Origin of the sequence: Pontixanthobacter sp. (assembly GCF_049682855.1) — a bacterium.
Classification (GTDB): Bacteria; Pseudomonadota; Alphaproteobacteria; order Sphingomonadales; family Sphingomonadaceae; genus Pontixanthobacter.
The window spans coordinates 42053-56735 of record NZ_JBAUIK010000009.1; the positions used below are offsets into that span (position 1 = coordinate 42053).

Here is a 14683-nt window from a genome sequence, read left to right on the forward strand (position 1 = left end):
TTTCACTTACCGCAGAACGCGCTTGGCGCGCATCGCCCTGCTGTACCAGATCAGCAGGACAATGCTGATCCATATCACGGCTGTAAAGGCCCACATTCCTGGCGTATTCATGCTGTCTGGTATATCCGCGGTGGCAGTATGGACGGTCGACCCCGCCAGTCCAATTAACGACAGGATGAATGCCGGATAGGCAAACCGGCTGCGCAGCAGGATCAACAGCGATCCAATAAATGCGCCCCACACACCGACCGCCCAAAACGCATCGAACCACACCGGCAACGTGTAAAAATAATCGAGCTGCTGCGGCGTGAATGCGGCCATATACGCCTCATTGCGCGTCTGCGTCATGGTGTAATCCAGTGCTCCGCCCGAATTCCACAATGTTGAGAGCACCCCGATAACCCATATGTGCCACGGCGCTTTTACAGATATTTGGGCCATGATGTTCCCCTTCATCCTTTGCAGCCATCGTTACTAGCACGTCCCGCATGTCGCGCCAAACGCAGGCCTGATCTGCGCCGCTCACAGCGCGGTCAAGTTTTAGGCTGTAAAACGGCGCGCTCTGCCCTATCGCAGCGCAATGGCTGATCTTTTTGGTGACGATGCTGCAGATAGCGATCCGCACCCGGTTTCGCATGGCGATGCGCCGCTGGCGGATACATTGCGCCCGCAAACGCTGGCAGAGGTGATCGGGCAAACCCATCTGACCGGTCCCGACGGCGCGATTGGCCGGATGGTCGCGGCAGGCAGACTGTCCTCAATGATTTTGTGGGGTCCGCCGGGCACGGGTAAAACCACCACTGCGCGGCTGTTGGCTGGTGCTGTGGGTATGCGCTTCGAAGCGATCAGCGCGGTATTTTCAGGCGTAGCGGACCTCAAGAGAGTTTTTGCGCTGGCCGAAAAAGCCGCTGCGGCCGGACAGCGAACCTTGCTGTTCGTGGACGAGATCCACCGCTTCAACCGCGCGCAGCAGGACGGGTTTTTACCCTTTGTTGAACGCGGCACTGTGACACTTGTGGGTGCAACTACCGAAAATCCCAGCTTTGCCTTGAACGCTGCGCTGCTCAGCCGCGCGCAAGTGCTCATCCTGCACAGGCTGGACCGTGACGCGCTTGGCACGTTGCTTGACCGCGCAGAGGCGGTGAAAGGCCCCCTGCCCCTCACACGCGGTGCCCGCGATGCGTTGATCGCCTCGGCTGATGGTGATGGCCGGTTCCTGCTCAATCAGGCAGAAACGCTGTATGCCGCGCGCATTGACGAACCGCTTGATCCTGCTGCACTCGGAGCGTTTCTCCAGCGCCGCGTGGCGGTCTATGACAAGGACCGCGATGGGCATTACAACCTGATCAGCGCGCTGCATAAGAGCCTGCGCGGCTCTGACCCGCAGGCCGCGCTGTATTACATGGCGCGCATGCTGACCGCTGGTGAGGAACCGCTTTACGTGCTGCGCCGTCTGGTCCGGTTTGCGAGCGAGGATATCGGCCTGGCTGATCCGCAGGCGCTGGCGCAATGTCTTGCCGCGAAACAGGCCTATGAATTTCTTGGCAGCCCGGAAGGCGAAGTGGCGATCGTGCAGGCCTGCCTGTATCTCGCAACCGCGCCCAAATCGAATGCAGCCTATACTGCGCAAAAGGCGTCATTCAAAAGCGCGCAACACACCGGCAGCCTGATGCCGCCACACCATATCCTCAACGCGCCGACCAAGCTGATGAAAGATATCGGTTATGGCAAAGATTACGCCTATGACCATAATTCTGAAGATGGTTTTTCCGGCGATGATTACTGGCCCGAAGGCATGGAGCCGCACATTTTTTACGAACCGGCCCGGCGCGGCTTTGAACGCACAATAGCCGAGCGGATGGAATGGTGGAACAAAAAACGCGAAGAGCTGCGCGGCCAGTGAGCTTGGCGTGACCATGCCTGAATTCGGCTATTTCTGCGCAATTGACTGGTCTGGCGCTGCCGGGCCCAGGCAGAAGGGGATCGCGGTGGCCATCTGCAGCGCGGATGGCGGGGCACCGGCGCTTGTCCAGCGCGATACAGCATGGTCGCGCGCGGACGTGCTGCAAATTCTGCGCGATGATATGCCTGCCGATACGCTCATCGGCATGGATCTGGCCATTGCCCTGCCCTTCGCTGATTGCGGTGCGTATTTTCCCGGATGGAACGACAGCCCGCCGGATGCGCGCAGCCTGTGGAAATTGATCGATACACTCTGCCGCGATGACCCCCATCTGGAGGCTGGCAGCTTCGTCGATCATCCGCAGCTTTCGCGCTATTTCCGCCGTCATGGCGGGCGTGAGGGCGACCGGTTCCATATCCCGGCGGCGAACGACCGGCGCGGACGGCTGCGTGTGACCGAATATGCGCAGCAGGATCAAGGCTGCAAACCCTATTCCAATTTCAATCTGGTGGGCGCCGCACAGGTGGGCAAATCCAGCCTTACCGGTATGCGTTTGCTGCATCAGCTTGGCACCGCAATATCGGTCTGGCCGATTGATCCGTTACCCGAAACCGGCCCCGTCATCACCGAGATTTATACGGGTCTGGCCGCGATTGAGGCAGGCCGTCCGCCGGGTAGAACCAAACTGCGCGATTATCTGGAATTGAATACTGCACTCGGCATGCTCGATTCGCCGCCGGTTGCCCAAACAGGAGCGGTCGATGACCATTCAGCCGATGCCATTTTGACCGCTGCATGGCTCAGAAAAGCGGCTCAGGACCCGGCCAGATGGGCGCCAAAACGGCTGACGATGAAAATAGCTGCAACAGAGGGCTGGACCTTTGGTGCATTTTGAGTCAAAGGGCCCTTCCGCAACCGGCGCATGGCGTCTGGTTGCCTATGATGGGCCGGCTTAGCTCAGTTGGTAGAGCAGTTGATTTGTAATCATCAGGCCGCGGGTTCGACTCCTGCAGCCGGCACCATCAGCCATTCATGTATTTCCGCCATCCGTTTACGTACGGCAGCCGCTTATCCAATTTTTAAGTTTTAGGCCGCTATGCCTGTGCGATGCTAACGACACTTGCCCTGCTCGCCGCCAGCCTGTCCCCTGCCGAGAATGCTTTGGAACGCTCTTTCGAACGCTGTCTTGCGACTCGCTGGCGCGCAGCCAAAGCCAGCCGGGCCAGCGACGCGCATTCGCAGACCGAGCAGATTTTGGATCGATGCTATTCAGAAGCAATCAATAATCGCGGCACGGTCAGCGAAGACCGGGTGATATTCGTCATTGCGCCCGCGATGCAAAGATTTGCCAGCCAGGTTCGCGCATCACGCTAAGGCGCGCGATCACCCCGATCAGCGATCACCCCCGTCCGCGATATCCCGGCACACCCTGATCGGGTACCCATAATTGTTCTGGCGGCGCGCCGGTTTGCCAAAAAACATCAATTGGAATGCCGCCGCGCGGATACCAATAGCCACCGATACGCAGCCAGCGCGGCTTCATCTCTTCGTTCAGGCGTTGGCCGATACCGACCGTCACATCCTCGTGAAAGCCGTTATGATTACGAAAACTGCCAAGAAATAATTTGAGCGATTTCGACTCGACGATTGTCTCGCCCGGAGCATAGTCGATCACCAGATGCGCAAAATCGGGCGCACTGGTGACCGGGCATAGCGAAGTAAATTCGGGCGCTGCAAACCGCACAAGAAACAGCGACCCGGCGCGCGGATTGGGCACATAGTCCAGCACCGCTTCCTCCGGGCTGGCTGGCAAGGCGCTTTGCTGGCCAAGAAATTGTACGGTCGGGCTCTGCGATTCTGGTGTGTCACTCATGCCGCGCTGATGCCGTGATCGCGGCTTGCGCACAAGTCACCTGTGGCATTTCGCCAATTCATTGACTATTCAGCGCCGCGTTGGTCAGGTCCATCGCGGTCACAACTGTAATGGTTAGGGCCGTAAGGGTCAGGGCCGTAAGGGTTAGGGCCATATTTGGCAGGCCAGGGTCAGTGTAAAAGATCAATCATGAAACACGTCCACTATTTTTCATTGTTTGCAGCAATGCTGATTGTTCCTGCTGGCCTATTGGCAACGCCGGGGTCAGTGCGCGATTTCCAATTGCCGTCTGCCCCCACGCCAACGCCGAGCAGCGTGCCCGAAGTACAAGGCCCGGTTGACAGCGATGCGCCAATTGCCACGCGCCCGCGTGTCATTGCAGCGCCAACCCCAACGCCCACTACAACGCCAACGCCAACAACTGCGCCAACCCAGCCCGCCCCCATCCAGTCCGGCCCCATCCAATCCGGCCCAATCCAGTCTGGCCCAAACCAGTCCGGCCCGCGATCACCATCGTCACCGGCCGTGCAACAGGTGCCCGGCCGCCCCGAAACGCAGCAGCGCCCCGCCTCCGCCCCAACCTCCAGTCCCGCACCGGCACAATTGCCATCGGGAACTGCCGCAGATGCGCGGGCCAACAGACAAGCGGCAGACATCGCCATTGCCGAAGGTACCGCCTCGCCAAACCAGGCGCCGCTGCCTTGGCAGCCGGTCATGCCAGAGGGGCAAGCCAGCACTGATCTTGGCCCCGGTACCGGTCTGGGCTATGATCCCGGCATCTTTGCCGCGAATGCATTTGCCTGGCCGCATTATCTCTGGTGGATTGCGGGCTTGCTGATGGCTGCAGGCTTTGCGGTTTTCCTCATGGTAAAGCGGCGGCGCGGACCGGTTACCGCCAGCATTGCGGCCATAGAGCGTCCGTTCAGCGGCCAAGTAGCGGCCAAAGCTGAAACCGGCGATGCGCAAACCAAAGGCGCTCTTGCGGATATGGCGTTGCCGCACAGCAGGCAGGAACCCGCTTTTGCCGCACTGTCGGCATTGCCTGTACAGATCAGCGCCGAAGCCACTGCACTGAGCCGCAGCATGATGAACGCGGCGCTGACTTACCGCTTTACCCTGCGCAATCTGGGCGCGGCGTCGCTGACCGATGTGGCGATAAGAGCAGACATCACCACGGCCCATGCGAAGTCGCCCGTAACCGATCAGGTTGCGCAGGATGACACCGAGCTGCCTTTCACCAGCCTTATGCCGCGCATCGAAGCAGGCGCAAGCCAGGACTTGAATGGCGAATTGCGGATGCCGGTTTCGGCCATTCGGCTGATCACACAAGGCAATGCCAAGCTTTACGTTCCGCTGGTGCGATTGCGGGTGGAAGCGGCAGGCTTCGCTCCGCTGGTCCATACCTTTGTGGTCGGTATCAGGCCCGCCAGCAAAGGCGGCAAGTTGCTGCCATTCCGGCTGGATGAAATGGCGCAAACGTACAGGGACATCGGGTTTCGCGCGCTGAATTTCGGCATCTAGGGCCAGCGGCCAGGTTTTCAGCTATCAGCCTCGACGGCGCCATCAGCGCGCGCTAAGCAACCCTGATGAATACACTCGTTTCGACAGATTGGCTCGCGCAGCATTGCGGCGGCCCTGGCATTATCGTGCTCGACGCATCTGCGCATTTGCCCGCTGCGGGCCGTGATCCCGCAGCGGAGTTTGATCAAGCACATATTCCCGGTGCACGTTTTCTTGGCTTACCCAGCCTGACAGATACCGGCTCGGCGGTGCCAAGCGCGCTCCCGAATGCCGCGCAATTTGCGCAGCGAATGCAGGAGCTGGGCGTGACCGCGGCGGACCGTGTCGTATTATATGATAACAGCATGCTGCGCAGTTCTGCACGCGCCTATTTCATATTTACGATGTTCGGCTTCAGCAATGCGGCTGTGCTCGATGGCGGTCTGGGCAAATGGACAGCGGAAGGGCGTGATCTGGAAACGGGTGCCGCCGCGGTGGATGGATCACAGTTTCACATACCCCGCAGCGATCATCGCCGCGTGCGCAGCAAAGCGGACATGCTGGACAATATAGCAACCGGCACAGAGCAGGTTGTGGATGCGCGCGATGCCGGGCGGTTTACAGCTGACATAGAGGACGCCGTGCACGGCTTGGCCGGCGGCCATATTCCCGGCGCCCGCAATCTTCATTTCGTCCAGCTTTTGCAGGATGACGGGACGTTCAAGGACCCGGCCGGATTGCGCGCCGCGTTCCGCGCAGCAGGCATTGATCTTGCCGCGCCGGTCACGGCGAGTTGCGGCAGCGGTATGACCGCATCAGTTGTGCTGTTCGCGCTTGAATTGATCGGTCACGAACGCACCGCTCTGTACGATGGTAGCTGGTCCGAATGGGGCGCCGATCCCGAAACGCCCAAAGAGGCAGGACCAGCCGCATGAATGACAGCGCCCGCAGGGGCCTCGGCACGCGTCTGGTCGGTGCGGGCCGCCGGCCTGAATGGACCGGTCCGGTTGTCAATCCGCCTGTCTGGCGCGCCAGCACGCATTTCTACACCGATTGCGATGATCTGAAAAACGGCCATCCCAATGAAGATGGCCAGTTTCATTACGGCACCCGTGGCGCGCCCACCCAATGGGCGCTGGCGGATGCGCTGACCGAATTAGAGCCTGGCGCGTTTGGTACGATGCTCTATCCCAGCGGTCTTGCGGCATTATCGCATTCGCTGCTCGCTGTGCTGAAGCAGGGCGATGTCCTGTTAATGACTGACAATGCGTATGATCCCAGCCGCGCACTCGCCAATACCATATTGAAAAATATGGGCGTGGAAACGCGCTTTTTCGATCCATTGGATCTGGACCGTTACGCTGAACTGTTCTGCAAGAGGACGAAAGCGGTTCTGCTTGAAAATCCTGGCAGTTTGACAATCGAAATGTGTGACATCCCGGCGCTGGCAAGGATTGCCCGCGATTGCGGCGCAGTAAGCCTGATCGACAATACATGGGCCAGCGCGCTGGGTTTTCCGGCTTTGCAACATGGCTGTGATATTTCGATTACGGCATTGACGAAACATGCTGGCGGCCATGCCGATGTGCTGATGGGCAGCGCCTCGGCAGGTGAGACGCTTTATCGCAGATTGCGCATGTGCGCGCAGCGGCTGGGCACGGTTGTTTCGCCGGATGATGCCGCGCTGGTTTTGCGCGGCCTCAGAACGATGGAACTGCGGTTGCAACGGACCACCAAAAGCGCCTTGGATATAGCGCAGTGGCTGGCCGCCCGGCCGGATGTGTCACAGGTCCTTTGCCCGATGCTTCCCAGATCGGCTGGTCACGATCTGTGGAAGCGCGATTTTTCGGGCGGGTGCGGATTGTTCAGCTTTATCCTCGCCGATGCGGAGGTTGACAGCCGCGCGCGGCTGGTCGATTCTCTTAATCTGTTTCATATCGGGTATAGCTGGGGCGGATATGAAAGCCTCGCCATTCCCATTGATCCAGCCAGCAACCGATCTGCATCGGCATGGCCGCCCCCGGCATGGGGTCGTGGCAAACATCTGGGTGTTCGCCTTGCGATCGGGCTGGAAGACCCTCTCGATCTGATTGCCGATCTGGAACAGGGTTTTGCCAGGATGGAGAATTCATGACCGCCGCTACTGCCAACCTTCAGCAAGCACCGGCAACAACAGCCAGTGCAGATGCCCAGCCGGCACCCGTGCCGCTGCGTGATCCCCAGACTGGCGAGCCGCTACGCAATGCAGATGGCGAACAGATGATGGGTATTCCCGCACCGCAACCTGCCCAGATGCTTGATCCTGAAACAGGCGAGCCTCTGCTCGATCCCGAAACAGGTGAACCTCTCTCGGCGATAGCCGATGTGGCTGCGCCGCCTGAACCAGAAGCGACCGAGGCGATAGGCGCGGCAGAGGATATAAAGGTCACGGTCAACGAGAAGAGCGAAACGCTGGGCAGTATGGTCGATACGCTGGACGCGATGGCGGTCAGCGTGGGCAACATGCGGATTTCGCTGTGGGACGGACTGATTGTTGTCGGGGTGATTTTCCTTGTCATTGCGCTCGCCTGGGGTGCAACCAGAGTGAGCGGGTCGTTGCTCAGGCGGCTGACCAAGCTCGATAATACGCAAAGACTATTGGCAGAAAAGCTGACCACCATTGCCATTTGGGGCGCAGCCTTCTTTCTGGGCATTGACCTGCTTGGCATTGATCTCACAGCATTGGCAGTGTTTTCCGGCGCGTTCGGCCTGGCAATCGGTTTCGGGCTGCAAAAGACTTTCGGCAATCTGATTGCGGGGATCATATTGCTGATGGATAAATCGATTAAACCTGGTGACGTGATCGCGGTCGCCGATCAGGCGGGCGCCACGACCTTCGGGCAAATTCGCAAGATCGGTATTCGCGCAGTGTCAATTACCACGCGCGATCATAAAGAGTATCTCATCCCGAATGAAAACCTGATGATCAATCAGGTTGAAAACTGGTCTTATTCTTCAAAACGCGTGAGAATGCAGATACCGGTTGGCGTATCCTATAGCTGCGATATCAAGCTTGCGGAGAGTTTGATGCTGGAAGCGGCCAAAAACTGTAAGCGGGTACTGAAAAGTCCGCCGCCTACTTGCTGGCTGGACGAATACGGCGACAGTTCGGTCAACTTTATCATCCATTGCTGGATAACCGATCCAGAAGGGGGGATTGGCAATATCAAATCCGAAGTGCTCAAAACACTTTGGGACCTGTTTCAGGATAATAAGATCGAGATACCCTTCCCCCAGCGCGATATCAACGTCAGAGGCAATCAGCAGATAGACCAGCTTATCGCGGCAGTTTCCCAGCGGGTCAGCCAGAAAGATGCCGGGTAACCCGCAATAGAGTTACAGGCCGGGCCTGATAACTTTCCTTGCCGAACTAAAATCCATTCTCACTGGCGAATGATCCTGCGCAGGCGCATTTCGCGGTCATGAAACACACTGGCACAGTCTATCTCGTCGGGGCCGGTCCCGGCGATCCCGAATTGTTGACCCTGCGTGCGGCGCGGCTGATCCAAAACGCCGCATTGATCGTACATGACGGGTTGGTCGATCCAGCGATACTTGCTTTGGCAAATGCTGACACCAGGCTGATCTCGGTGGCAAAGATACGCTCCAAACACACTTTGCCGCAGGATCAGATTAACGCATTGCTCGTGCGCGAGGCGCGTGCCGGCCGTGATGTGGTCCGGCTGAAAGGCGGCGATCCGTTCATTTTCGGGCGCGGGGGTGAGGAGATGGAGGATTGCCTGGCGGCCGGTGTGCCAGTGCATGTCGTGCCCGGCATCAGCGCCGCAAATGGCGCAGCGGCAGCATCGGGCATCGCGCTGACCCACCGTGACAGCGCCAGCATCGTCAGCTTTGTGGCAGGCCAGTGCAAGGAGCTGAAAGATCAGGACTGGGCCGGGCTGGCAGGTCAGAACCGTACTCTGGTGATCTATATGGGCGTCAACACCGCGCCGCAGATCGCTGAAAAACTGATCGAAGACGGACTGACGCCAGACATGCCCGTGGCGATCATAGAAAACGCCGCCCGGCCGGAAATGCGCGTGCTGCGCGGGCCGTTGGCGGCGTTGCCTGAACTTGTCGGCCGGCACAATGTCACCAGCCCTGCCCTGATCGTCATCGGCGAAGTGACCGCACGGGCGGACAATATCGTGGGGCAAATGGCGCTGGAGGCTGCACAATGATTATTCTCACCGGCAATGATCTAAAAACGGGCGCTGTCGTCTGGTGGGACGGCGCAGGCTGGTCGCTCCACCTCGAAGATGCGGTGGATGTTGGCGATGATGGCGAGACGATTATGGCGCGCGAGGAAAGCGCCCGCCGCGTCAATGTCCCCTATGGCGTCGAAGCCACTTTGACGGATGGCATTCCCCGCCCGGGCCATATCAAGGACCGCGTCCGGGCCCTTGGCCCGACCGTGCGCCCTGACCTGACACTGAAGCCCGATAATCCGGCTGCGATTGAGGAAATCGTCTGATGTATCAATATGACCAATATGACCGCGCGATGATCGATGCCCGCGTGGCGGAATTCCGCGATCAGGCGCAGCGCCGGATTGATGGCAGATTGACGGAGGACCAGTTCAAACCGCTGCGTTTGATGAACGGTCTCTATCTGCAATTGCACGCCTATATGCTGCGCGTAGCGGTACCGTACGGGACACTCAGCAGCACGCAGATGCACATGCTGGCCGATATCGCCGATAAATATGATCGGGGGTACGGGCATTTTACCACGCGCCAGAATATCCAGTATAATTGGATCAAGCTGGAGGATGCGGGCGATATTCTGGCCGATCTCGCTTCGGTCGAAATGCATGCCATCCAGACCAGCGGCAATTGCATCCGCAACATCAGCAGCGACCATTTTGCCGGTGCCGCCCAAGATGAGCTCACCGATCCGCGCCCCTATGCGGAATTGCTGCGGCAATGGTCCAGTTTCCATCCGGAATTTATGTATCTGCCGCGCAAGTTCAAAATCGCGGTGATCGCCAGCGATACCGACCGCGCGGCGATGCGGCTGCATGACATTGGTATCCAGATCGTGAAGAATGACGCTGGGGAAATGGGGGCATCATTCTTCGTCGGCGGCGGTATGGGGCGCACACCCATGATCGCCCCGAATATCCGCGCATTTGTGCCGCTCGACCAGTTGATCACATATTCGGAGGCCTGCCTGCGCGTCTATAATCGCTATGGCCGCCGCGATAATAAGTACAAGGCGCGAATCAAGATCCTGGTCCACGAATTGGGTGCGGAGGACTATACCCGCCAGGTCGAGGAAGAATTCGCCCTGCTGCTGGAGGAAGGCATCGAACCGCCAATTGCAGAGCTGGAGCGGATCAAACGCCAGTTCGCCGATCCGGCTTTTGAGGATGGCCCAAAAACCACCGACCGCAGCGATCTGGATTTCGCCTTGTGGGTGGAGCGCAATACGCACCGCCACAAGCATGATAGCTATGTCAGCGCGGTTATCAGCCTGAAACCGGTTGGCGGCATTCCCGGCGACGCCACGGCCGGACAGATGCATCTTATGGCCGATCTTGCCAGGCAATATAGCTTTGATGAATTGCGCGTCATGCATACGCAGAACATCGTCCTGCCGCATGTGAAAATCGCTGATCTTCACGCTGTGTGGACCAGGCTGGAGGAAGCCGGTTTGGGTACGCCCAATCTCGACCAGATCGGCGATATCATCGCGTGCCCCGGCCTCGATTATTGCAGCCTCGCCAATGCCCGCTCAATCCCGCTGGCGCAGAAGATTTCCGAACGGTTTAAAGCCAATGGCAAAGACAGTTCGCTGGGCGTATTGAAACTGAAGATCAGCGGCTGCATCAATGCCTGCGGGCACCACCATGCAGGCCATATCGGTATCCTTGGCGTGGATAAGAAAGGCGTCGAAAATTACCAATTGTCGCTTGGCGGCAGCGAGGCTGAAGATACCGCGCTCGGCAAAATTACCGGACGCGGTTTTGACGAGGATGGCGTGATCGAAGCGGTGGACATCGTAACCGATGTCTACCTGGCGCAGCGCAGCGAAGGGGAGCGGTTTCTCGATACTTACAACCGTATTGGCATGGCCCCGTTTAAGGAGGCACTGTATGACTAATCTCATCCGTCTGCGCGATGATGCGCCTGCCGCTGGTCCAGTTGCCACATTTGATGCCTGCTGCGATCAAAGCAACGCCGCGGCGGTGCGGATTGAGCCGGGCGATGATGCGCGCGCCTTGATCCCGTTTTTAGACCGTCTGACTCTGGTGGAAGTGAATTTTCCGGTTTTTGGTGACGGACGCGGATATTCAGCCGCGCGTATCCTTCGAGAGGCAGGCTACACCGGAGAAATCCGCGCGGTAGGCGACGTTCTGATCGACCAGCTGAACAACATGCGTCGCTGCGGTTTCGATGGCTTTGCCCCTGACACAGCTCTGGATATGGACGGGGTGACGGCGGCAATGCAGACATGGCCCGAAGTCTATCAGGCCGCCACTGACGGGCGTAACCCGATCTGGAACATACGGCATGGAATTGGCGCAGATAACGGATCATGAATGATCTGCGCGCCATAGACCGAATTGATACCGGACCGCGTTTTTCAGATGAGGACGCTATTCGGCTCAACCGCATGTTTCGCGGGCAGGACACGCGCGAGATGCTCGGCAACCTGATTGCAGACGGGCTGGCGGGCGATCTTGCCACCGTGTCGAGCTTTGGCGCGGAAAGTGCTGTTTTGCTGCATCTTATTGCCCAGGTCGCGCCCGATTTACCCGTATTATTTCTGGACACTGGCAAGCATTTTCCCGAAACGCTGACCTATCGCGATGACATTATGGGCACACTCGGCCTGACCAATCTGCGCACTCTGACACCCGATGCGGAAACCCTCGCGCAGAAGGATGAAAGCGGATTGCGCTGGTCTTATGATCCCGACGGGTGCTGCGAAATTCGCAAAGTCATCCCGCTGGCCAATGCGTTGTCGGATTATGACGCGACTCTGACGGGCCGCAAAGCCTTCCAATCCGCGACGCGCGCGCATCTGCCGCGTTTCGAAGTGGACACATCGGACAGTCAGGGGCGGCTGAAAATCAATCCGCTGATCGATTGGACAGCAAATGATATTGAGGCTTATTTTGAGGGCCACAATCTGCCCCGCCATCCGCTGGTAACCGAGGGCTATCCCTCTATCGGATGCGGTCCGTGCACCAATAAGGTTGCACCGGGCGAAGATCCGCGCTCCGGCCGCTGGAAAGGCTGGGACAAAACCGAATGCGGCATCCACAAACCTGGCGAGGAACCGTTCCTGTAACGCGCATTCCGGCGGCGCGTTACAGCCAGCCCTGGGCTTTGTACCATTCCGCCGTCGTTCTAAGTCCGTCCCTAGTGGCAATGGCTGGCTGCCAGATCTGCGCTGGCACTGCCTTGTCAGAGCGCGCAACCCAGTTGGGGTGGCACATATACCCCACGCGGTCTGCGGTGAGTTTCGCATGACCGCCGCGCAGCAACCCGTCCGCCTTTGCAGCGATGTTGAGAACCGTTTTTGGCAGAGGAATGCCAAAAGGTTTACGCCCGACAGCCGCGCCGATTGCCCCCGCCATCTCTGCATATGACCAGCCACCAGCGCGGCCATCATCGGGTTCAAAATTGCGGCGCCGCGTCTTGGGCGAAGTCGGTATGAGAGCGACTAGCAATTGCGCCAGATCATCGACATGGATCATCGAAGTCGCGCCGCCGGGGGGCAAGGGAATAAAACCCAGTTTCGCCGCCTTGAACAGTTCCAGCATATCCCTATCACGCGGGCCATAGACAGCTGGCGGGCGTACCGAGGTCCAGTTCAAGCCGCTGCCCATCACCAGCTCTTCCGCCGCCAGTTTCGACGCGCCATAGCGCGATAACTCCGGCTTGCGGGCGGATAGCGACGATACGAATATGAACCGCTGCACGCGCGCCGCTTTCGCAGCCGCGATCACCGCTGCCGTTCCGTCTACATTGGCGGCGTAAAAATTGGCCGGGTCGGGTGTATTGGTGAGGCCCGCAATATGTATCACGGCATCGGCACCGCTGACCAATCTGGTTAAGGCCGCATGATCTGACAGGCTACCGTGCACCCAGTCAATATCGGGCCGGTCAGCGGGCACTGTCCGCGCCAGAGCGCGCGCTTTTAGGCCCAGCCGAACGATGCGGTCCAGCACCGCCTGGCCGACAAATCCGGTGCCGCCGGTGATGGCCACAACGCCGCCGCTCATAACAGGACCATCTGATCGCGGTGAATCACGGCGGAGCGCGGGGCGTGACCCAATATCTCTGCCTGTTCATCGTGACGTTTGCCGCATAATTTCGCGCAGGATACGGCATCATATTCCGTGAGCCCCTGCGCAATTGCGCAGCCATCACCGTCCACTATCGACACCAATTCGCCGCGTTCAAACGTGCCCTCAACTTTGGTGATACCTGCGGCCAGCAGACTGGCCCCCTTCGCCAAGGCGGCAATACAGCCCTCATCCACGGTCAAACTGCCAGCCGCAGCAATCCGTCCGCCCAGCCAAGACCGCCTCGCCCGGTCGCTGCGCGTGGGCAAGAAAAGCGTCCCGATCTCATTCTTTATCGCGCTGCTGATCGGCGTATCCTGCGTGCCATTGATAATGGCCAATGCGATACCCGCGCGTTCGGCAATTTCGGCGGCCTGGATTTTCGATGCCATGCCGCCTGATCCCATGCCCGAGGCCGAGCGGCTGGTCGCCATTGCTCGAATATCATCGGTCACCCCGTGCACGGCCTGCACCAATTGCGCTGCCGGATCGGCTGGATCGCGGTCCATGAGGCCATCAATATCCGACAGCAATATTACAGCATCGGCCCCCGCCGCCTGCGCAACGCGGGCTGCCAGCCGGTCATTATCGCCAAACCGGATCTCTTCGGTTGCCACGCTGTCATTCTCGTTCACTACCGGCACTGCGCCGCAATCAAGCAAGCGCGACAGGGTGGAGGAGGCGTTGAGGTAACGGCTGCGCTCCTCCATATCGCCCAAAGTCACCAGAATTTGTGCGGCATTGAGATCATGCTGTGCCAACAGACCGTCCCATAGCCTCGCCAGTCCAATCTGGCCCACAGACGCGGCAGCCTGAGCATCGGCCAGGCTCGCGCGCCCCCCGCGCTCCAGCCCCAGACGTGCCGCACCCAGCGCAATTGCTCCGGAGCTGACGATCACGACCCGCTGGCCGCGCGCACGCATACTTGCAATTTCCGCGACCAATCGAGTCAGCCACTCCTCCCGCGGGTTGCCGCCCTGATCCACCAGCAAGGCCGAACCCACTTTCACAACCAGCGTTCTGCACTGGTCAGTCGAAGCCAGATCACGGAGTGAAGCGATAATCATGG

17 protein-coding genes and 1 tRNA gene are annotated in these 14683 nt (G+C 59.1%); 13 read left to right on the forward strand and 5 right to left on the reverse strand.

Annotation, left to right across the window (positions count from 1 at the left end; translation table 11 throughout):
- Positions 1-6: 6 nt before the first annotated feature.
- Positions 7-441 carry a hypothetical protein gene (locus WA922_RS05940; protein ID WP_424770768.1) on the reverse strand — a complete coding sequence of 145 codons (435 nt, stop codon included), beginning with the start codon at positions 439-441 and terminating at the stop codon, positions 7-9.
- A 139-nt stretch (positions 442-580) separates the two neighbouring features.
- On the opposite strand from WA922_RS05940, the gene WA922_RS05945 reads away from it, so the two are divergent.
- The 4 genes from WA922_RS05945 to WA922_RS05960 all read left to right on the forward strand — a co-directional run bounded on the left by WA922_RS05945 (position 581) and on the right by WA922_RS05960 (position 3277).
- Positions 581-1903: a replication-associated recombination protein A gene (locus WA922_RS05945; protein ID WP_424770769.1), complete on the forward strand. Its 1323-nt coding sequence runs from the start codon at positions 581-583 to the stop codon at positions 1901-1903.
- 13 nt (positions 1904-1916) lie between these two features.
- The gene (locus tag WA922_RS05950; RefSeq protein WP_424770999.1) at positions 1917-2798 is read left to right on the forward strand and encodes a hypothetical protein; all 882 of its coding nucleotides are present in this window, start codon (positions 1917-1919) and stop codon (positions 2796-2798) included.
- Positions 2799-2849: 51 nt separating this feature from the next.
- Positions 2850-2925, forward strand: a tRNA-Thr gene (locus tag WA922_RS05955).
- An 85-nt stretch (positions 2926-3010) separates the two neighbouring features.
- Positions 3011-3277 (forward strand): hypothetical protein, encoded by a 267-nt coding sequence (locus tag WA922_RS05960; protein WP_424770770.1) that lies wholly within the window; start codon positions 3011-3013, stop codon positions 3275-3277.
- Positions 3278-3302: 25 nt separating this feature from the next.
- Here WA922_RS05960 and queF read toward each other — a convergent pair whose 3' ends face one another.
- Together queF and WA922_RS05970 are read right to left on the reverse strand one after the other, a co-directional pair.
- Positions 3303-3776 carry a preQ(1) synthase gene (gene queF, locus WA922_RS05965; protein WP_424770771.1) on the reverse strand — a complete coding sequence of 158 codons (474 nt, stop codon included), beginning with the start codon at positions 3774-3776 and terminating at the stop codon, positions 3303-3305.
- A 203-nt stretch (positions 3777-3979) separates the two neighbouring features.
- Complete coding sequence (locus WA922_RS05970) at positions 3980-4492, reverse strand: hypothetical protein (protein ID WP_424770772.1); 513 nt, start codon at positions 4490-4492, stop codon at positions 3980-3982.
- On the opposite strand from WA922_RS05970, the gene WA922_RS05975 reads away from it, so the two are divergent.
- From WA922_RS05975 to WA922_RS06015, 9 genes are all read left to right on the forward strand, one after another.
- On the forward strand, positions 4491-5297 hold the full coding sequence (locus WA922_RS05975) for a hypothetical protein (RefSeq protein WP_424770773.1): 807 nt from the start codon (positions 4491-4493) through the stop codon (positions 5295-5297). The two genes, WA922_RS05970 and WA922_RS05975, sit on opposite strands and share 2 nt — an antisense overlap.
- Before the next feature lie 65 nt (positions 5298-5362).
- Complete coding sequence (locus WA922_RS05980; protein WP_424770774.1) at positions 5363-6211, forward strand: sulfurtransferase; 849 nt, start codon at positions 5363-5365, stop codon at positions 6209-6211.
- A complete protein-coding gene (gene metC, locus WA922_RS05985; protein ID WP_424770775.1) occupies positions 6208-7410 on the forward strand; it encodes a cystathionine beta-lyase in 1203 nt (400 codons plus the stop codon). The genes WA922_RS05980 and metC overlap by 4 nt, the downstream gene beginning before the upstream one ends.
- Positions 7407-8639: a mechanosensitive ion channel domain-containing protein gene (locus tag WA922_RS05990; RefSeq protein ID WP_424770776.1), complete on the forward strand. Its 1233-nt coding sequence runs from the start codon at positions 7407-7409 to the stop codon at positions 8637-8639. The genes metC and WA922_RS05990 overlap by 4 nt, the downstream gene beginning before the upstream one ends.
- A gap of 98 nt (positions 8640-8737) precedes the next feature.
- Positions 8738-9496: a uroporphyrinogen-III C-methyltransferase gene (gene cobA, locus WA922_RS05995; RefSeq protein WP_424770777.1), complete on the forward strand. Its 759-nt coding sequence runs from the start codon at positions 8738-8740 to the stop codon at positions 9494-9496.
- Positions 9493-9789: a DUF2849 domain-containing protein gene (locus WA922_RS06000; protein ID WP_424770778.1), complete on the forward strand. Its 297-nt coding sequence runs from the start codon at positions 9493-9495 to the stop codon at positions 9787-9789. Before cobA ends, WA922_RS06000 begins: the two co-directional genes overlap by 4 nt.
- A complete protein-coding gene (locus tag WA922_RS06005) occupies positions 9789-11420 on the forward strand; it encodes a nitrite/sulfite reductase (protein WP_424770779.1) in 1632 nt (543 codons plus the stop codon). Before WA922_RS06000 ends, WA922_RS06005 begins: the two co-directional genes overlap by 1 nt.
- A complete protein-coding gene (locus WA922_RS06010) occupies positions 11413-11859 on the forward strand; it encodes a DUF934 domain-containing protein (protein WP_424770780.1) in 447 nt (148 codons plus the stop codon). Before WA922_RS06005 ends, WA922_RS06010 begins: the two co-directional genes overlap by 8 nt.
- Positions 11856-12614 (forward strand): phosphoadenylyl-sulfate reductase, encoded by a 759-nt coding sequence (locus WA922_RS06015; protein WP_424770781.1) that lies wholly within the window; start codon positions 11856-11858, stop codon positions 12612-12614. The genes WA922_RS06010 and WA922_RS06015 overlap by 4 nt, the downstream gene beginning before the upstream one ends.
- 19 nt (positions 12615-12633) lie before the next feature.
- On the opposite strand, the gene WA922_RS06020 is transcribed toward WA922_RS06015, so the two are convergent.
- Together WA922_RS06020 and proB are read right to left on the reverse strand one after the other, a co-directional pair.
- The gene (locus tag WA922_RS06020) at positions 12634-13551 is read right to left on the reverse strand and encodes an NAD-dependent epimerase/dehydratase family protein (RefSeq protein ID WP_424770782.1); all 918 of its coding nucleotides are present in this window, start codon (positions 13549-13551) and stop codon (positions 12634-12636) included.
- Entirely contained in the window at positions 13548-14681 is a 1134-nt protein-coding gene (proB, locus tag WA922_RS06025; RefSeq protein WP_424770783.1) for a glutamate 5-kinase, read from the reverse strand. Before proB ends, WA922_RS06020 begins: the two co-directional genes overlap by 4 nt.
- Between the last annotated feature and the right edge of the window lie 2 nt (positions 14682-14683).